The sequence below is a fragment of the Demequina pelophila genome, assembly GCF_000971175.1.
In the GTDB taxonomy this organism is placed as follows: Bacteria; Actinomycetota; Actinomycetes; order Actinomycetales; family Demequinaceae; genus Demequina; species Demequina pelophila.
In genome coordinates, this window is sequence record NZ_BBLY01000006.1 from 1 (window position 1) to 17,731 (window position 17,731).

General features: G+C 72.7%; 18 protein-coding genes. 4 read left to right on the plus strand and 14 right to left on the minus strand.

What is annotated here, in order from left to right; translation table 11 throughout:
- Positions 1 to 346 precede the first annotated feature (346 nt).
- From AOM03_RS09765 to AOM03_RS09780, 4 genes are read right to left on the minus strand one after another with little or no spacing between them, the layout of a single operon-like run.
- The gene (locus AOM03_RS09765; RefSeq protein WP_062380822.1) at positions 347 to 2,674 is read right to left on the minus strand and encodes a heavy metal translocating P-type ATPase; all 2,328 of its coding nucleotides are present in this window, start codon (positions 2,672 to 2,674) and stop codon (positions 347 to 349) included.
- A 10-nt stretch (positions 2,675 to 2,684) separates the two neighbouring features.
- Positions 2,685 to 3,104 (minus strand): heavy metal-responsive transcriptional regulator, encoded by a 420-nt coding sequence (locus tag AOM03_RS09770; RefSeq protein ID WP_062380825.1) that lies wholly within the window; start codon positions 3,102 to 3,104, stop codon positions 2,685 to 2,687.
- 34 nt (positions 3,105 to 3,138) lie between these two features.
- The gene (locus AOM03_RS09775) at positions 3,139 to 3,561 is read right to left on the minus strand and encodes a hypothetical protein (protein ID WP_062380827.1); all 423 of its coding nucleotides are present in this window, start codon (positions 3,559 to 3,561) and stop codon (positions 3,139 to 3,141) included.
- Between the two features lie 53 nt (positions 3,562 to 3,614).
- Positions 3,615 to 4,604, minus strand: coding sequence for a GNAT family N-acetyltransferase (locus tag AOM03_RS09780; protein ID WP_062380829.1), 990 nt, complete (start codon positions 4,602 to 4,604; stop codon positions 3,615 to 3,617).
- Positions 4,605 to 4,720: 116 nt separating this feature from the next.
- On the opposite strand from AOM03_RS09780, the gene AOM03_RS09785 reads away from it, so the two are divergent.
- The gene (locus AOM03_RS09785) at positions 4,721 to 5,749 is read left to right on the plus strand and encodes an LLM class flavin-dependent oxidoreductase (RefSeq protein WP_062380832.1); all 1,029 of its coding nucleotides are present in this window, start codon (positions 4,721 to 4,723) and stop codon (positions 5,747 to 5,749) included.
- Between the two features lie 175 nt (positions 5,750 to 5,924).
- On the plus strand, positions 5,925 to 6,407 hold the full coding sequence (locus AOM03_RS09790) for a hypothetical protein (protein ID WP_062380835.1): 483 nt from the start codon (positions 5,925 to 5,927) through the stop codon (positions 6,405 to 6,407).
- Positions 6,408 to 6,467: 60 nt separating this feature from the next.
- Here the strand turns inward: AOM03_RS09790 and purQ are convergent, their stop codons facing one another.
- The 3 genes from purQ to AOM03_RS09805 form a co-directional block, all read right to left on the minus strand.
- The gene (gene purQ / locus AOM03_RS09795; protein WP_062380837.1) at positions 6,468 to 7,172 is read right to left on the minus strand and encodes a phosphoribosylformylglycinamidine synthase subunit PurQ; all 705 of its coding nucleotides are present in this window, start codon (positions 7,170 to 7,172) and stop codon (positions 6,468 to 6,470) included.
- Positions 7,169 to 7,429, minus strand: a complete 261-nt coding sequence (gene purS / locus AOM03_RS09800; protein WP_062380839.1) for a phosphoribosylformylglycinamidine synthase subunit PurS — start codon at positions 7,427 to 7,429, stop codon at positions 7,169 to 7,171. Before purS ends, purQ begins: the two co-directional genes overlap by 4 nt.
- 133 nt (positions 7,430 to 7,562) lie before the next feature.
- Positions 7,563 to 8,324, minus strand: coding sequence for a PIN domain-containing protein (locus AOM03_RS09805; RefSeq protein ID WP_156157702.1), 762 nt, complete (start codon positions 8,322 to 8,324; stop codon positions 7,563 to 7,565).
- 77 nt (positions 8,325 to 8,401) lie between these two features.
- Here AOM03_RS09805 and AOM03_RS09810 point away from each other — a divergent pair, with 77 nt between their 5' ends.
- A complete protein-coding gene (locus AOM03_RS09810; RefSeq protein ID WP_062380844.1) occupies positions 8,402 to 9,103 on the plus strand; it encodes a trimeric intracellular cation channel family protein in 702 nt (233 codons plus the stop codon).
- 120 nt (positions 9,104 to 9,223) lie between these two features.
- On the opposite strand, the gene AOM03_RS09815 is transcribed toward AOM03_RS09810, so the two are convergent.
- Both AOM03_RS09815 and purD read right to left on the minus strand, forming a co-directional pair.
- Positions 9,224 to 10,120 carry a phosphoribosylaminoimidazolesuccinocarboxamide synthase gene (locus AOM03_RS09815; RefSeq protein ID WP_062380846.1) on the minus strand — a complete coding sequence of 299 codons (897 nt, stop codon included), beginning with the start codon at positions 10,118 to 10,120 and terminating at the stop codon, positions 9,224 to 9,226.
- Positions 10,120 to 11,418, minus strand: coding sequence for a phosphoribosylamine--glycine ligase (purD, locus tag AOM03_RS09820; protein WP_062380848.1), 1,299 nt, complete (start codon positions 11,416 to 11,418; stop codon positions 10,120 to 10,122). Before purD ends, AOM03_RS09815 begins: the two co-directional genes overlap by 1 nt.
- A gap of 578 nt (positions 11,419 to 11,996) precedes the next feature.
- Here purD and AOM03_RS09825 point away from each other — a divergent pair.
- Positions 11,997 to 12,290, plus strand: coding sequence for an ArsR/SmtB family transcription factor (locus AOM03_RS09825; RefSeq protein WP_062380851.1), 294 nt, complete (start codon positions 11,997 to 11,999; stop codon positions 12,288 to 12,290).
- Here AOM03_RS09825 and AOM03_RS09830 read toward each other — a convergent pair.
- The 5 genes from AOM03_RS09830 to AOM03_RS09850 form a co-directional block, all read right to left on the minus strand.
- Positions 12,265 to 13,557: an adenylosuccinate synthase gene (locus tag AOM03_RS09830; protein WP_062380853.1), complete on the minus strand. Its 1,293-nt coding sequence runs from the start codon at positions 13,555 to 13,557 to the stop codon at positions 12,265 to 12,267. The genes AOM03_RS09825 and AOM03_RS09830 overlap by 26 nt on opposite strands.
- A 183-nt stretch (positions 13,558 to 13,740) precedes the next feature.
- Positions 13,741 to 14,760 (minus strand): class II fructose-bisphosphate aldolase, encoded by a 1,020-nt coding sequence (gene fbaA, locus AOM03_RS09835; protein ID WP_062380856.1) that lies wholly within the window; start codon positions 14,758 to 14,760, stop codon positions 13,741 to 13,743.
- 109 nt (positions 14,761 to 14,869) lie between these two features.
- Positions 14,870 to 15,610 (minus strand): TrmH family RNA methyltransferase, encoded by a 741-nt coding sequence (locus tag AOM03_RS09840; protein WP_062380858.1) that lies wholly within the window; start codon positions 15,608 to 15,610, stop codon positions 14,870 to 14,872.
- Positions 15,607 to 16,806, minus strand: coding sequence for an ABC transporter permease (locus tag AOM03_RS09845; RefSeq protein WP_062380861.1), 1,200 nt, complete (start codon positions 16,804 to 16,806; stop codon positions 15,607 to 15,609). The genes AOM03_RS09840 and AOM03_RS09845 overlap by 4 nt, the downstream gene beginning before the upstream one ends.
- On the minus strand, positions 16,803 to 17,699 hold the full coding sequence (locus AOM03_RS09850) for an ABC transporter ATP-binding protein (RefSeq protein ID WP_062380863.1): 897 nt from the start codon (positions 17,697 to 17,699) through the stop codon (positions 16,803 to 16,805). Before AOM03_RS09850 ends, AOM03_RS09845 begins: the two co-directional genes overlap by 4 nt.
- Positions 17,700 to 17,731 lie beyond the last annotated feature (32 nt).

The window sequence follows — 17,731 nt, forward strand, 5'->3', positions numbered from 1 at the left end:
TGCAATCTTACTTCTTCGCTTCCACCTTGTCAACTCGCCGTGGCGGTTCCGACTCAGTGGAGGCCCTCCATGATATGCGATCCCAGCGCTCTTCGCGACCGCTCGGTCTTCACATCTTGGGGGTGTTGCCGGCCGGATCTCTTTCGAGCCCCTCGCTGGCAACTCGGAGAACATTACACACCGGTGAACGCGTTGTCCAATCCGTAACCCACGTTTGCCCCACTTCTAGCGTCGCTCCTGGTATTCGCCCGTCAGATCCCAACAAGTCGCGCGGCGCGGGCGGGGTGGCGGGCCGGAGACGGGCGGTTGCGCCCCGTCAGCGAACGGTCTCAGGCGGGCGAACCGCTCATCGACCGAGCTTCCGCAGCCGCAGCGAGTTGCCCACGACGAACAGGCTCGAGCAACCCATCGCCGCGGCCGCGATCATCGGATCGAGGACCCCGAACGCGGCCAGCGGGATCGCGGCGACGTTGTAGGCGAAGGCCCAGAACAGGTTGCCTCGGATGATCCCCAGGGTGCGCCGAGCAAGTGCGATCGCCTGGACCACGCCCCGAGGGTCGCCGGCGACCAGGGTGAGATCCGACGCCTCGCGCGCGACGTCCGCACCGGTGCCGATGGCGATTCCCAGGTCCGCCTGCGCGAGCGCCGGGGCATCGTTGACGCCGTCGCCCACCATGGCGACGCGGCACCCCTCCGCCTGCAGCCCCGCGATCACGGCCGCCTTGTCCTGGGGAAGCACCTCGGCGACGATGCGCTCGATGCCCAGCCGCTCCCCCACGGCCTGGGCCGCACGCGCGTTGTCCCCGGTGAGCAGGACGGCGTCGAGGCCGAGCTCGCGCAGACCCCCGACGGCCTCCGCGCTGGAGTCGCGGACGGTGTCCGCGACGGCGATCGCCGCTTCGGCGACGAGGGGCGGCCGTGTGGCGACGGGACCGCCGCCGCCGAGCAGCCCACCGCCGAGCGGCGCCTGCCGGCCCACGTACACGACGGTCTCGCCGCGCGACTCGCGCTCGGCGGCCCAGTCGGCGAGCACCGACGGCAGCTCGTCGAACAACCTCCGGGAGCCCACGGTGACGTCGACGTTGCCGCCGTCCGTGCCCGCGCCTCTCACCGTGGCGGTGACGCCCTGACCCGGCGTCGAGCGGAAGCCCTTGAGCTGCGGCAGGTCGCCGGTCCGCGACTCCACGATCGCGTGCGCCACCGGATGCTCGGATCGCGCCTCGACCGCGGCCGCGGCGTCGAGCAGGGTGGCGGCCGCACCGTCGTCCAGGCCGGGTGCGTGAGCGCCCGCGACCTTCATGCGGCCCTCGGTGAGCGTGCCGGTCTTGTCGAGCACCACCGTGTCGAGCGTGCGCGTGTCCTCGAGCGCCTGGGCGCCGCGGACCAGGATGCCCAACTGCGCGCCGCGGCCCGTTCCCACCATGAGGGCGAGCGGAGTCGCCAGTCCGAGCGCGCAGGGGCAACTGATGATGAGCACCGCCACGGCGGCGGTGAGCGCCGCGTCGACGTCCCCGGTCGCGGCCAGCCACGCCGCGAGGGTGAGCACCGCGAAGACCACCACCGCAGGCACGAACACCGAGGAGATCCGATCCGCGAGCCGCTGGACGCGCGCCTTGCCCGACTGCGCCTCATCGACCATGCGGGCGATCTGCGCGAGCATCGTCTCGGAGCCCACGCGGGTGGCCTCGACGGTGAGCGCGCCGTCGGCCGCGATGGTGCCGCCGATCACCTCGGTGCCGGGCCGGGCGGCCACCGGCACGGACTCGCCGGTCACCAGCGAGGCGTCCACCGCCGCGGATCCGTCGACCACCACGCCGTCGGTCGCGATGGACTCGCCCGGGCGCGTGACGAACCGGGTGCCCACGGTGAGCGACGCGCGCGGAATCTCCGTGCCGTCCTCGAGGCGGGCGGTCGAGCTCTGCCGCGTGCTGAGCGCCCGGATCGCGTCGCCGGCCCGCGCGGTCGAGCGCACCTCGAGCCACTTGCCCAGCAGGATGAGCGCGACGATCACGGCGGCGGTCTCGTAATAGACGTGGCCCCCGAGCCCACCCACGAGCACGACAGTGGACCAGGTCCACGCCGCGAGCGTGCCGAGCGACACGAGCGTGTCCATCGTGGTCGCCCGGTGGCGCAGCGCCTTGCCCGCGCTGCGGTGGAAGGGCCAGCCGCTCCAGAACACCACCGGGGTCGCGAGCGCGGCGACGGCCCACTCCCAGCCCGAGAACTGCCACGGCATCACCATCGACACGAGCGCGACAGGCACCGCGAGCGCGGCGGCGACGATGAAACGACGCCGGTAGTCGGCGACGCGGGCCGCGTCGGCGCGGCCGTGGGCGGCGTGCTCGGCCGCGAGCGCGTCGAGTCCGTCGGCGGCCCCTCCGTCGGCGGCCCCTCCGTCGCCGGCCGCGCCGGAGCCCCCGGCCGCCGGGCCGCCGGCCTCCGGGCTCAGCACCGAGTACCCCAGTCCGGAGATCGCGGCACGCATGGCCGCCTCGAGGTCGTCGGCGTCGAGCGTGCCATCCGGCTGCACCGTGGCGCGCCGGGTGGCGATGTTGACCGAGGCCGAGTCGACGCCCGGAAGCGCGGCCAGGCCGCGCTGAATGGTGGAGGCGCAGCCCGCGCACGTCATCCCGCCCACGGGAAGTTCGATGGTCACGGGAAGTTCGATGGTCATGCGAGTCACGCTAGACCTTGCCGTCGGCGGGAAGGTCAAGCGTGAGCACCTGGCACCGGTGCGGGTCGGTGCAGTCCCCCGGGTCGAGCGCCTCGGCCCGGCGCGACAGCGCCGTGAGCTCCGCCTTGGCCGCCAGCAGGCTCGCGATCTGGGCGTCGATGTCGTGCAGGTGACGGTCGATGAGCGCGCGGGTGTGCGCGCACGTGCTCTCGCCGGAGTCCTTCATCCCCAGGATGTCGCCCGCCTCGGCGAGCGTGAGGCCCGAGGCCTGGGCGTCGCGGATGAACCTCAGCCGCTCGAGCGCCGTCTCGTCGTACTCGCGGTACCCGTTCGACAACCGCTCGGGCGCGGGCATGAGCCCCAGACCCTCGTAATAGCGAATGGTCTTGGCCGTCACGCCGCCGTGCGCGGCGAGTTCTCCGATGCGCATCCTTCCAGCGTACTGGAGGCTTGAGTGCGCGTCATCAGTCGACCGCGGTGACGCACACCGGCGAGGCGCACTCGTAGCGCCCGTCGGACCGCAGCCGCACCGTGAAGCGCAGCCGCTCGTCGGGAACCGCGAGCGGCTCCCCCGCCACGTCCGGCGGCGGGTAGTCGACGTAGCCGCGAGGGATGAGCACCTCCACGGGCGCGAGCCCGTCGCGCCGGTCGACCGCCAGCACCGCGATCCGCTCCGCGACCGTCGCTCCGGTCCCGATCTCCTCGAAGGGCTCGCCGAACTCCTCGGCCTGGTCGACCACCCACCCCTCGATCTGGCTCACGGTCCCGACGTCCGACTCGTCGGCGTTCGCCTGCGGCGGCGGCTCGTCGAGGCTCGGGATGTCGGGGCTCGGGCCGCACCCGGCCAGCAGCACCGCCAGCCCGATCGCCCTCGCCACGACCCTCATATTCGGAACCTACGACCGCGCCCCCGGCGGGTCAAAACGGCGCGCCACACTCATCACAGCGCCCAGCCGACCTCCTGCAGCAACTGCGCCGCCGCATCGTCCACCGTGGTGGCGCCGTTGTCGATGGTCACATCCTCGAGGCCGAGCGCGTCGAGCTCGCCCTCCATCTCGACGGTGCGGGTGCGGGCCCAGTCGAGCCACCAGGCCGAGGTCTCGCGGCGTTCGAGGCGGGCGATCCGCTCCTCGTCGGGCGCGGCGACCCGCGCGACGATCACCTCGGCCGGACCGCCCTCGGAGGCGAACGCGTGGGACAGCCGCACGGACTCGTCGGGGTCCTCGAGCACCACCGGCAGCACCACCGTGCCGTACCCGCGCTCCCGGTACAGCGGCGCCAGGACCGCGAGCGCCTCGAGCAGCAGCCCCCGGTTGACCGGGTCCTCCGGGGTGGTCGGGAACGCCTGACAGAGCGTGTCCGCGTCGAGGAACGCGGTGCGGGCGCCGCGCCGGCCCAGGGCCTCGTGCACCGCCGCGCCGACGGCCGTCTTGCCCGCACCGAGCGACCCCGTCACCACGAGCACGCGGGTGGGCAGGTCGAGACCGCACGAGACGGTGCCCTCCTCCCCCGCGTGCTCCCCGTAGTCGGGGATCCGCGCGTACCCCAGCTGGTCGTACAGGGACAGCGCCTCGGGCTGCTCGTCCCCGGCCTCGAGGACGATGCGGGTCGCACCCTCGCGGCGGGCGATCGCCTCCGCGCGGCCCAGCAGGACCTTCGCGTACCCGCGCCCGCGATACCCCTCCCGCACCCACAGCCGCTTGAGCTCGACGCTGCCCGCACCCGTGTCGTACGGCGACCAGCGCAGCACCAGGGAGGCGGCCGGCACGCCGCCGTCCGCGTAGCCGACGAGCGAGACGATGAAGCCGTCGAAGGTAGTGGGGAGCCTGAGCCCCGGCGCGTCGTAGCGCCGCACGAGGTCCGCCTCCTGCTCGCCCCACAGGGCCAGGGCGTCGGCGTCGTCGACCGCAACCGCACGGATGGTGAGCATGGCGCCAGGCTATCCGCGCATCGTCCGCGCGCAGGCCCGCCGCGCCCCCGCGCGGCGAGGCGAGCCGGGATACGGTGGAAGGCGGGGCTCGGTGGCGCGACCCGAGGAGGTGGACGATGCACCGGTGGGGTTTCCTGACGTTCGGCTGGTGGTCCGAGGCACCCGGGTCGAAGGTGCGCTCGCCGCGCGAACTCATGGTCGACACGCTGCGGCTCGCCGGGGCCGCGGAGGACGCGGGTCTCGACGGCGCGTGGCTGCGGGTCCACCACTGGGAGCACAACATCTCCTCGCCGTTCCCGCTCCTGGCGGCCATGGGCGCGCTGACCGAGCGGATCGAGTTGGGCACCGCCGTGGTCCCCATGCGATACGAGAACCCGCTGACCATGGCCGAGGCCGCCGCCACCGCGGACCTGGTCTCCGGCGGGCGGCTCCAGGTGGGCGTGAGCCGTGGCGGCCCGGAGCACGCTCTCGACGGCCCCGCCGAGTTCGGCCATCTGCTCCACGACGGGGTCACCGCGGCCGCGGACGCCGCGCGGCGGATCGCGCTGTTCCGGCGCGCGATCGGCGGCGCGGGGATCGCGGAGCCCGGACCGCAGGCGCACGTCCACGAGGGCGAGCGGCTGCCCCTCACCCCCTTCGCGCCGGGGCTCACCGAGCGGATCTGGTACGGCGCCGGCTCGACGGACTCGGCGCGCCACGCGGGCGAGTTGGGGATGCACCTGCTGTCCTCGACCCTGGTGCTCGAGGCCACCGGAGAGCCGCTCCACGTGGTCCAGGCACGCCAGATCGAGGAGTTCCGCTCCGCCTGGCACAAGGCCGGGCACATGGGCGAGCCGCGCGTCGCGGTGAGCCGCTCGATCCTGCCCATCGTCGACGACGAGACCCTCACCATGTTCGCCCCGCACCTCGAGCGCGACCGCATGGGCGCCAACCAGGACCAGATCGGGGAGATCGACAACGCGGTGTCGACGTTCGGCAAGACGTACGTGGGCACCCTGGACAAGCTCGAGGCGGAATTGCGGGAGGACGATGCGGTGACGAGCGCCGACACCCTCCTCGCCACCCTTCCCAATCAGTTGGGCGCGGACTTCAACGCGAAGGTGCTCGCGGCGCTCGCCGACCTGAAGGGCGCGCTGGCGGGCTGAGCGGCCGGCCGACCGGGTGAGCCAGGCGCGCCGGGTGAGGCGGGCGTGCCGGACGAGGCGGGCGCGCCCGGCAAGGCGGGCGCCGTGCTCCGCGGGGCCAAAGGCCCGTCGCGGGCGGCCCGGCCGCGCCTAGGCTCGGTTCTCCGACCCCGGCTAGCCAAGGGAGTTCACGGCCATGGTCCGACCTCGCACGCGCCTCGCGGCGCGGCCCCTCGCCCTCGCGGGCGCGTTCACGCTCACCGCGGCGCTCGCCGGATGCAGCGCGGGCGTCGCCGCCCCCGCCGCGGAGGTCGCCGACGCCGCCGGTTCCACTTCCGCGTCCGCCCCGGCGGACTCGGCGCTCGACGCGTTCGTCGACGCGGAGCGCGCCTCCATCCCGGAGATCCTCGAGGGCACCCCCGGCACCTACGCCGAGGTGATCGTCGAGGCCCGGGCGCCCGGCAGCGTCGACTACACCTATGTGTATGCGGAGGCGCAGGACCCGGAGCTGTCCCAGGACTACTTCGACGCCCTCGTCCCCACGCTGCAGTACCTGTGCGACACGCACGTCTTCCCGCGCATGGCGGACATGGGGGTCCAGGGCGTGCCCGAGGCCCGCTACACGTACCTCAACGCGGACGGCACCGAGCTCTGGAGCCACTCCTTCTCCGGCTCCTGACCGGAGGGGACGGCACGAGCGCGAGGCGACCCGCGCATCGGCCGCCCGCGATCCCGGCCGTCAGGCCGAGGCGAGCAGGCCCGCGAGCGCGGAGGTGAAGAAGCCCAGGCCGTCCGTGCCGGCGCGCCCCTGCTCGCGCGAGTCGGGTCCGAACCCCGGCTCGACCGCGTGCTCGGGGTGCGGCATGAGGCCCACGACGTTGCCGCGCTCGTTGGTGATGCCGGCGATGTCGCGGCGCGAGCCGTTGGGGTTCCAGCCCACGTAGCGGAAGGCCACGCGACCCTCGCCCTCGAGCATGTCGAGCGTCGCGTCGTCGGCGACGTACTGGCCGTCCTGGTTCTTGAGCGGGATGACGATCTGCTGTCCCGCCTCGAAGTCGCCGGTCCACGCGGTGTCCGCGTTCTCGACGCGCAGCACCTGGTCGCGGCAGATGAAGTGCAGGTGCTCGTTCTTGATCATCGAGCCCGGCAGCAGGTGGACCTCGGTGAGGACCTGGAAGCCGTTGCAGATGCCCAGCACCGGCATCCCGCCGTGAGCCGCGTCGACCACCTTCTCCATGATGGGGGCGAACCGGGCGATGGCGCCGGCGCGCAGGTAGTCGCCGTAGGAGAAGCCGCCGGGCAGCACCACGGCGTCGACGTCCTTGAGGTCAGCCTCGGCGTGGAAGAGGCTCACGGGCTCGCCGCCGGCGAGCCGCACGGCGCGGGCCGCGTCCCGGTCGTCGAGCGTGCCGGGGAAGGTGACGACGCCGACGCGCGCGGTCACGCCGTGGCCTCGTCGAGGACGGCGACCTCCACGACGTCCTCGATCACCGGGTTGCTCAGCAGCGTCTCGGCGGCCTCGCGGACCTTGGCGAGCACCTCGTCGGTGGCCTCACCGTCGACGGTGAGCTCGAAGCGGCGTCCCTGACGAACCTGGGCGACGCCCTCGAAGCCCAGACGGGGCAGCGCGGAACCGACCGCCTTGCCCTGGGGGTCGAGGATCTCGGGCTTGGGCATGACGTGCACGACGATGGTGGCCATGGGCCCGAGTCTAGCGGCGCGTACGAAAAGACCCCGCCCCTCGCAGGGCGAGAGAACGGGGTGGTGTGCCTCCAGCGTAGTACGTCGAGGCCCCGGGGACCAGCGACGCGACGCAGACGCGCCCCACGGACACTCACCAGTCGTCGGGGCGCTCGACACCGCCGCACGGTGAGGGCAGCTGGTGTGACACGAAGTCACCGATCGCAAGCCTGCGCCACCAATGCCGACCCGCGCCGTCGCCTGGAAGCCCCCGGAGCCGGCCTGCCGTCGGCCGCGCAGAAGGGTTGACGTGACCCACCGGCACGACCATCCGCGCGAGGCTCACCGGAAGCGCGAGGTCGCTGTCGTTGCTCACGACCACCGCCGCGTCGATCGTGCCTCCGCAGACGTCTGCGGTCAGGTGCGTGGCGACGTTCACATCCGTCCCCTTCTCCTCGAAGGTCCGGAACGAGCCCAGCGCGTAGACCGAGCCATCGACGTGGTGCTTGGGCCGCAACGCAAGCCACGAGGGTAGCTCCCGCTCCTCCAAGACGTGGGCCCATGGGATGGGCGGCTCCCGCCGCCCCGTGAGCAGCAGGCCGGACTTCTCGGTGTGGACGTAGTAGCCGAGCTCGAGGAGGAAGTCGTAGCCCTCGTCGCCTGCTCGATACCTGAGCGCGTCGAAATACCGACGCTGATCCTGGCTTCCGAGCACGTCGCCCGTGGCACTTCGAGGCGCCGAGCAGTACACGAGCCTCGCCACGTGTGCATCGGGCCACAGCGCACGGTCGATGAGCGCATCACAGAGCCCGCCCAGGTCCAGCCACTTCCACGACGCCCCGGCGGGCCCACCCGCAACGAGCGACCGGCCGCCGTAGTAGACGTTGAACGCATCGACGTAGATCCCCACTCGCACGCTTCCCGAGACTAGGGACCGCCACTGACAGTCGGACCGCGGCGTTAGGGTAAGGCGCCCACTTCTTGGAGACGCCCATGCACCTGCTCGCCGCAGCCACGCCCGACGTGCTCGAGACCGCCCTGGGCGGCCTGCGCATCGTCCTCGAATACGCGGGCACCGTCGCGTTCGCGGTCTCCGGCGCCGTCGCGGCGAGCCGGCGCCGCATGGACCTGGTGGGGGCCGTGGTCCTCGCGTGCCTGGTCGCCGTGGGCGGGGGGACGATGCGCGACCTCCTCCTGCGCGAGCCCGTCTTCTGGATGGAGAACCCCACGCTGATCCTGATCGCCGTGGCGACGGCCCTCGCCATCGCGCCGTTCGCGCGGCGGCGGGACCTGGGCGCGCTGGCCCGCCATCGCATCGTCGAGTACTCGGATGCCGCGGGGCTCGCGATCTTCGTGGTGATCGGCACGGGCATCGCCCTCCACACCGGTGCGCACCCGGTGGCCGCGGTGATCGTGGGCGTCGCCAACGGCGTGGGCGGCGGCGTGCTGCGCGACCTGTTCGCGGCGCAGGTGCCCGAAGTGTTCTGGAACGGCCAGCTCTACGCGACCGCCGCGCTGGGCGGTGCCGCGGTGTACGCGATCCTCGACGGGCTGGGGCTCCCGAACGACGTGGTGTTCTGGGTGCCGCTGCTGGTCATCCTCGCGCTGCGCCTGCTGTCGCTGTGGCTCGGATGGGGCGTACCCACCGTCGCCGTCGTGCAGAAGCGCGAACTCCAGACCGAGTCGCACGCCTGAGCGCGCGGCCCCGGCGCGACGTTTGGCGCCCGGCCCGCCCCTGCTCGGTGCTCAGCGCCCGGCCCGCCCCTGCTCAGTGCTCAGCGCCCGGCCCGCCCCCTGCCGAGTGCTCCACCCGGCTCAGTGCTTGGCGAGCCGATCGAAGGCCTCGAGGTACCGGTCTCGCGTGCGCGCCACCACGTCCGCCGGCAGCTCCGGGGGCGGCGCGTCGCCACCCTTGTCCCAGCCCGACTCGGGCGACGTCAGCCAGTCGCGCACGAACTGCTTGTCGTAGCTGGGCTGGGCGCGGCCCGGCTCCCACTGGTCGGCGGGCCAGAACCGGGAGCTGTCGGGGGTGAGGACCTCGTCGCCCAGGACGATGCGGCCCTCGCCGTCGCGGCCGAACTCGAACTTGGTGTCCGCGAGGATGATGCCCTTCGCGGCGGCGATCTCGTGAGCGCGGGCATACAGCGCCAGGGTGAGGTCGCGGAGGGCGGTCGCGTCCTCCTCGCCGATCAGCGCGACCACCGCGTCGAAGTCGACGTTCTCGTCGTGCTCGCCCACCTCGGCCTTGGTGGCGGGCGTGAAGATGGGCTCCGGCAGGCGCGAGCCGTCCTCGAGTCCGGGCGGAAGCGGGATGCCGCAGACCGTGCCGGACTCCCGGTACTCAGCGAGCCCCGAGCCCGTGAGGTAGCCGCGGGCGACGCACTCGACGGGGAACATGTCGAGCCGTCGGCACACCATTGCGCGCCCCTGCACCGCGGCCGGGATGGGCGCCTCGACGGTGTGGTTGGGGACGATGTCCTCGACCTGGTCGAACCACCACAGGCTCAGCCCGGTGAGGATGCCGCCCTTGCCGGGGATCTCTGTGGGCAGCACCCAGTCGTAGGCGCTGATGCGGTCGCTCGCGACCACGAGCACCACGTCGCCTCGGGGGTGCGGCTCGACGGGCTCGTAGAGGTCGCGGACCTTGCCCGAGTAGACGTGGCGCCAGCCGTCAAGCTCGGGCGCCGTGGGCGGCGTGGCGTGGCCCGGCATCAGGCGCCCAGCAGGTCCTCGCCGGCGGCGGCGCGCTCGGCGATGTCGGTGCGGTGGTGCGAGCCCTCGAGGCGGATCTCCTCGACGCCCTGGTAGGCGCGCTCGCGCGCCTCGGCCAGGTCCGCGCCGAGCGCGGTGACACTCAGGACGCGGCCGCCGTTGCTGACCAGCGTGCCGTCCGCGTCGCGCGCGGTGCCGGCATGGAGGACGTGGACGGTCTCGACGGCCTCGGCGCCCTCGATGCCCTCGATCGGGTCGCCCTTGCGCGGGCTCGCCGGGTAGTGCTGGGCGGCGACGACCACGGTGACCGCGGCATCGTTCTTCCACTCCAGGGGAGGGATCTCCGCCAGGCGGCCCTGGGCGGCCGCGAGCAGAACGCCGGCGAGCGGGGTGGCGAGGCGCGCGAGCACCACCTGGGTCTCGGGGTCGCCGAAGCGGGCGTTGAACTCGACCACGCGCGTGCCCTTCGAGGTGAGCGCGAGGCCGCAGTAGAGGACGCCGACGAAAGGGGTGCCGCGCCGGGCCATCTCGTCGACCGTGGGCTGGGCGACGGTGCGCACCACCTCGTCGACCAGGCCCTCCGGTGCCCACGGCAGCGGGGTGTACGCGCCCATGCCGCCGGTGTTGGGGCCCGCGTCGCCGTCGTGGGCGCGCTTGAAGTCCTGCGCGGGCTGGAGCGGGACCACCGTGGTGCCGTCGCACAGGCAGAACAGGCTCACCTCGGGGCCGTCGAGGAAGTCCTCGACGACGATGCGTCCGCCGGCGTCGAGGATCGCGTTGCCGTGAGCCTGCGCCTCGGCCCGGTCGGAGGTGACGACGACGCCCTTGCCGGCCGCGAGGCCGTCGTCCTTGACCACGTGCGGCGCACCGAAGGCGTCGAGCGCCTCCTCGAGCTGCTGCGGGGTCTCGCAGACGCGGGGTTCGGCGGTGGGGACGTTCGCTGCGGCCATGACCTCCTTGGCGAAGGCCTTGGACCCCTCGAGCATGGCGGCCTCGCCGCTCGGACCGAAGACCGGGATGCCCGCGGCGCGCAACGCATCCGCGACGCCGGCGACCAGGGGCGCCTCGGGGCCGACCACCACCAGGTCCGCCTTCACCGCGGCTGCGAGCGCCGCGACGGCGGTCCCGTCGAGGGGATCGACGCCGTGGAGGGTCGAGGGGCGGCCGGCGTGGGTGCTCAGCGTCGCGATGCCGGGGTTGCCGGGCGCCGCGTGAAGCTGGGTGACGGCCGGGTCGAGGGAGAGTGCGCGGGCCAGGGCGTGCTCGCGCGCGCCGGTGCCGATGAGGAGGACGATCACGCGAGCGAGTCTAGTCAGCGCGGTCGCCCGCTCCCGCCCCGGTCCGGTCCTGGCGCCGCCGGCCCGCCTGCGGCCCTCGCGCCGCCGCCCCGCTCTGCCTCCCAAGTGGGGCCCTCGCCCTGCCGGCGCGCTCCACTCGTCTCGCTCCGGCTCTCGCACTGCCGCCACGTTCCGGCTCTCGCCCCGCCGCCCCACTTGCGGCGCGGGGAGACCATCACTCTTTCCGCGTTCTACAGCCTGCGCTGAAACAGGCGCCGAAATGCGGAGGTTCCAAGCGGATCGCCCGTTCACGGCGCGGCCGAGCCGAGCCCTGTTTCAGCCCACGGTGTAGAACGCGAATCGAAGAAGGTCTCCCTCGCGTCGGACGCGGTGGCTCCGGTGGCGCGTCGGACGCGGTGGCTCCGGTGGCGCGCTGGACGTGGTGGTTTCTGCGGCACGTTGGACACGGCGACTCCGGCGGTCCCGGTGATCGCGGCAGCTCCGGCGCCTGCGGCGGAGGGGGCGAGTGCAGCGACAGCGCCCGGACTATCCACAGCCCGGACCGCGACGCCCCGCACCGTCCTACCGTGGAACGCATCATGACCACGGACGACATCTTCGGAGCACTCGCGCACCCCGCACGGCGCGCGATGCTCGAGTGGCTGGTCCCCGGCCCGACCCACGCGGGCGACCTGGGCGCCTCCGCGATGGCGAACTTCGGCATCTCGGCCTCGCGCGCGTCCCAGCACCTCAGGGTGCTCACGGATGCGGGATTGATCGACTACCGGCCCGACGGCACGTGGCGCGTCTATTTCACCTGCGCGGGCGCGGGCGAGGGCCTGGTCGACTGGCTGGAGGAGGTGAGGCTCAGCGGGCGTGGAGCAGGTCGTTGATCTGGATGACCTCGTCGCGGCCCGGGCCCACGCCAATGGTCGAGATGCGGCAGTCCGACAACTCCTCGACGGCCTTGACGTAGTCCTGCGCCGCCTGCGGCAGGTCGGAGAACTCACGGCAGCCGGAGATGTCCTCGGTCCAGCCGGGGAACGACTCGTACACGGGCTTCGCCGCCGCGAACGCCGCCTGGTCCAGCGGCAGGTCCTGGTAGCGGACTCCGTCGACCTCGTAGTTCACGCACACCGGGATCTCCTCGATGCCGGTGAGGACGTCGAGCTTGGTGAGCACGATGTCCGTGAGCCCGTTGATGCGCGACGCGAAGCGCGTGATGACCGCGTCGTACCAGCCGCAGCGGCGCGGGCGGCCCGTGGTGGTGCCGAACTCGTGACCCACGTCGCGCAGGCGGTCGCCCCACTGGTCGTGAAGCTCGGTGGGCATGGGGCCCTCGCCCACGCGGGTGGTGTAGGCCTTCGCGATGCCGATGACGGAGTCGATGCGGGTGGGGCCCACTCCCGAGCCGGTGCAGGCGCCGCCGGCGGTCGCGGAGGACGAGGTGACGAACGGGTAGGTGCCGTGGTCGACGTCGAGCATGGTCGCCTGACCGCCCTCGAACAGGACCGTGTCGCCCTCGTCGAGCGCGTTGTTGAGCACCAGCGACGTGTCGGCGACGTGCGGCTCGAGGCGGTCGCGGTAGGCGAGCAGCTCGTCGGCCACCTCGTCGACGCCGATCGCGCGGCGGTTGTAGACCTTGACGAGCAGGTGGTTCTTGGCGACGAGCGCGCCCTCGATCTTGTCGCGCAGCAGCGCCTCGTCGAAGAGGTCGCCCACGCGGATGCCCAGGCGGTTGATCTTGTCGGCGTACGCCGGGCCGATGCCGCGCCCGGTGGTGCCGATCTTGCGCTTGCCCAGGAAGCGCTCGGTGACGTTGTCGAGCGTGCGGGCGTACGGCGCGATGATGTGCGCCGCGTTGGAGACCAGCAGGTCGGAGGTGTCGACGCCGCGCTCGGCGAGCCCGTCGAGCTCCTCGAACAGCACGCGCAGGTCCACGACGACGCCGTTGCCGATCACGGGCGTGCAGCCGGGGGTGAGGATGCCGGAGGGCAGCAGGTGGAGGGCGAACTTCTGGTCGCCGATCACCACGGTGTGGCCGGCGTTGTTGCCGCCGTTGAACTTCACCACGTAGTCGACGCGCGAGCCGAGCAGGTCCGTGGCCTTGCCCTTGCCCTCGTCGCCCCACTGGGCTCCGACGATCACCGCTCCGGGCATGATGCCCTCCCCTCGCCCGGTACCCCCGGGCCACTCAGTGCGGGGCGTGCCGCCCCAGAAAATGCTATCGGCCGATGCGCCGCCCGCCTGGAGCACGACGCCCCCGACACGTGCATCGGCGCCGAACGTGCGGAGGCCCCCACGGTCGCGCGACCGAGGGGGCCTCCCCAGCGATCAAACTGGTCAGATCTTCTTGCCGGCCGAACCGAGCTGCTGGCAGGCCTCGACGACGCGCGCGGCCATGCCGGCCTCGGCGAGCTTGCCCCAGGCGCGGGGGTCGTAGGTCTTCTTGTTGCCCCACTCGCCGTCGACCTTGAGGACGCCGTCGTAGTTCTTGAACATGTGGTCGACGACCGGACGCGTGTACGCGTACTGGGTGTCGGTGTCGATGTTCATCTTGATGACACCGTGCGAGACCGCGGTCGCGATCTCCTCGGCGGTCGAGCCGGAGCCGCCGTGGAAGACGAGGTCGAACGGCTTCTCCTTGCCGAACTTCGCGGCGGCGGCGGCCTGGATGTCACCGAGGATCTCCGGGCGCAGCTTGACGGCACCGGGCTTGTAGGCGCCGTGCACGTTGCCGAAGGTCATGGCGGTGAGGTAGCGGCCCTTCTCGCCCATGCCCAGCTTCTCGATGGTGGCGATGCCGTCCTCGGGGGTCGAGTAGAGCTTGTCGTTGACCTCGGCCGAGTGGCCGTCCTCCTCGCCACCGACGACGCCGATCTCGATCTCGAGGATCGTGTCCGCGGCCTGCGACATCTCGAGGAGCTCCTCGGCGATCAGCAGGTTCTCGTCCATCGGCACGGACGAGCCGTCCCACATGTGCGAGTTGAAGATGGGGCCCTTGCCGGCGGCGATGGACTCGGCCTCGAGCTTCAGCAGCGGCTTCAGCCACTCCTCGAGGTAGACCTTGTGGCAGTGGTCGGTGTGCAGCGCGATGGTGACGCCGTACTTCTCGGCGACCACGCGGGCGTAGGCGGCGAGGGCGAGCGAGCCGACCACGGCGTCCTTGATGGTCGAGCCGGAGGCGTACTGACCGCCGCCCACGGAGACCTGGATGATGCCGTCGGACTCGGCCTCGGCGAAGCCCTGGATGGCGGCGGTGACGGACGACGACGACGTGATGTTGATCGCGGGGAACGCGTAGCCGCCGGCCTTGGCGGCGTCCAGCATCGCGGCGTAGGACTCAGTGGTGGCGATAGCCATGGGTTGCTCCTGACATTCACTTGTGCGGATGGAACCGCAAGCCATTGTGTCAGACATCACCCAGCACCGTCGCGCGAAGGTCCTAGTGCGACGGGGGATCCCGGGACCTCTAGCCGAGGTGGCCCGAGGCCACGTCCGCGTGCTGCCGGACCCACGCGTGCATGGCGATCGCGGCGGCCGCGCCGGCGTTGATCGAGCGCGTCGATCCGTACTGGCCGATCGCCAGCGTGGCGACGGCGGCCTCCCGCATCGCGTCCGACAGCCCTACGGACTCCTGCCCGAACACCAGCACGCACTCGCGCGGCAGGTCGAACGTCTCGAGCGGGACGGAGCCGGGCAGGTTGTCGATCCCGATCACGGGCAGGGCCGATGCGCGGGCCCAGTCGGCGAGGTCCCCCACCGTGGGATGGTGGCGGACGTGCTGGTAGCGGTCGGTGACCATGGCGCCCCGGCGGTTCCAGCGGCGGTTGCCCACGATGTGCACCTCCGCGGCGAGGAACGCGTTCGCCGTGCGGACCACCGAGCCGATGTTGAGGTCGTGCTGCCAGTTCTCGATCGCGACGTGGAAGGGATGGCGGCGGGTGTCGAGGTCCGCGACGATCGCCTCGTGGCGCCAGTAGCGGTAGCGGTCGACCACGTTGCGGCGGTCGCCGTGCTCGAGCAGCTCGGGGTCGTAGCGCGCCTCGGTGGGCCACTCCCCCGGCCAGGGGCCGGCCCCGTGCGCGGGCGCCTGGTCGGCCTCGCGATCGACGGCCTGGTCGGCCTCGCGATCGGCGGCGTGGTCGGCCTCGCGATCGGTGGCCGCGTCGGCGCCCGACCCGGCCCGAGCATCGTCCCCCGGGGTGCTCACCGCCCCTTCCCCGCCTTCCACGCGCCCACGACCTTCATGCGCTGCGAGGTGTTGAGGACGGAGCCGGCGTAGAGGCGCGCGCCCACGCCCACGAGCGCGACGGCCGTGGCGGCGACGATGGCGAGCGCGACCCACGGCTCCCACGCGGCGGCGTCTCCCGAGGCGACGCGGCCGGGCATGATGAGCGGCGCGCTGAGCGGCACGTAGGACAGCACCCTGCGCGCGGGGCTCTCCTCGAGCAGGAACACCGAGGCGAAGAACGGGATCATCACCGCGAGCTGCACGTACAGCGTGGTGGACTGCAGGTCCTCGACGCGTGCGGCGAGAGAGCCGGCGACGGCCCAGACGCTCGCGAGCATGAAGAACCCGAGGACGAAGAACGCGAGGAACCAGCCGCTCGCGCCGATCGCCTGGTTGACGATGTCGCTGGCCCCGGTGAGCTGGGCGCCCAGCAGGCCCGCGCCCACGATGAGGATCACCTGGCCGATCGCCATGATGCCGTTGCCCAGCACCTTGCCGGCGAGCAGCCAGCGCACGGGCAGCGCGGCGACGAGGATCTCGACCACGCGCGACTGCTTCTCCTCGACCACGGACTGCGCGATCGCGATGCCGAACGTCAGCACGGTGAAGTAGAAGAGGAAGCCGAAGACCATGCCCAGCAGCTCCGGCGGCACGGCGAAGTCGGGCGACTCCTCGAGCGTGTCGACGCGGGGCGCGGGCGGGCTGGTGAGCGCGGCGACCTGGTCGGAGGTGAGCCCGGCCTCGTCCGCGACGGCCTGGGCGGCGAGCGCGGACGATGCGGCGGTCACCAGGTTGCGCACGTCCCCCGCCACGCCGGTGCGGCCGGTGAGGACGACGACGCCGCCGTCGAGGGAGACGGCCGCGTCGACGGACTCGTCGCCGAGCGCCGCGACGGGGTCGGCGGTGTCGACGATGGTGAGGTCCGCCCGCGGGAGGCCGGGCGGGCGCTCGTCGGCGCCGCCGATCGCGGCGGCCGCCTCGGCCACCGGGCGGGCCTCGGCCGTGGCCGCCACCGTGTAGGTCGACGTGCCGCCGCTGATGAGGGCGGGGATGGCGATCGCCGCGACGATGATGAGGACGAACACCACGGTCGAGGCGATGAACGCCTTGTCGCGCAGCTTCACGCCGATCTCGCGACCGGCGACGATGCGCACCAGATCCGAACGGGACGTCATCGGGTCACCTCCGCGAACAGGTCGGACAGCGAGGGCAGCGCCCTCGAGAAGTGGGTCACGGGACCTGCGGCCTGGGCCGCGGCGAGCACCGCCTGCGGATCGGTCGCTTCGTCGAGCTCGAGGACCGTGCCGCGGGCGTCCGCCTCGAGCACCGTGGCGCCGATGAGGTCCGGTCGCCACGTGGGCGAGCCGTCGACGGCGACGCGGTAGCGCCGGCCCGCGCGCTCCTCGCGCAGCGCCTGCGCCTCGCCCGCGGCGACGATCCGGCCCTGGTGGATGAGCACCAGGTCGTCGCACAGGCGCTCGACCAGGTCGAGCTGGTGGCTGGAGAACAGCACGGGCACGCCGGCGGCGGCCCGCTCGCGCAGGCGCTCGGCCATCGCGTCCATCGCGATGGGGTCGAGGCCGGAGAAGGGCTCGTCGAGGATGAGCAGGTCCGGGTGGTGAATGAGCGAGGCGGCCACCTGGACGCGCTGCTGGTTGCCCAGGGACAGGGTGTGGAGCACGTCGTCGGCGCGGTCGTCGACACCCAGGTCCTCGAGCAGCGCGTGCGCGCGGCGCTCGGCCTCGGCCTTGTCGACGCCGAGGACGCGTCCCAGGTAGACCAGCTGGTCGGCGACCCTCATCTTGGGATAGAGGCCGCGCTCCTCGGGCATGTAGCCGATGCGCCGACGCACCTCGAGCGTGAGCGGCGCCCCGCCGAAGGTGACCTCGCCCGCGTCCGGGCGCATGACCCCCACGACCGCGCGCATCGTGGTCGTCTTGCCCGCGCCGTTGGCGCCGATGAAGCCGGTCAGCCGCCCGGGCCGCACGTCGAAGGAGACGCCGTCGAGGGCCCTGCGGTCCCCGAAGGAGTGGGTGAGCCCGCGGATGCTCAGCGTCGAATCGTTCACGCGCTCGAGCCTATCGGCGGGCCCCGCCCGAC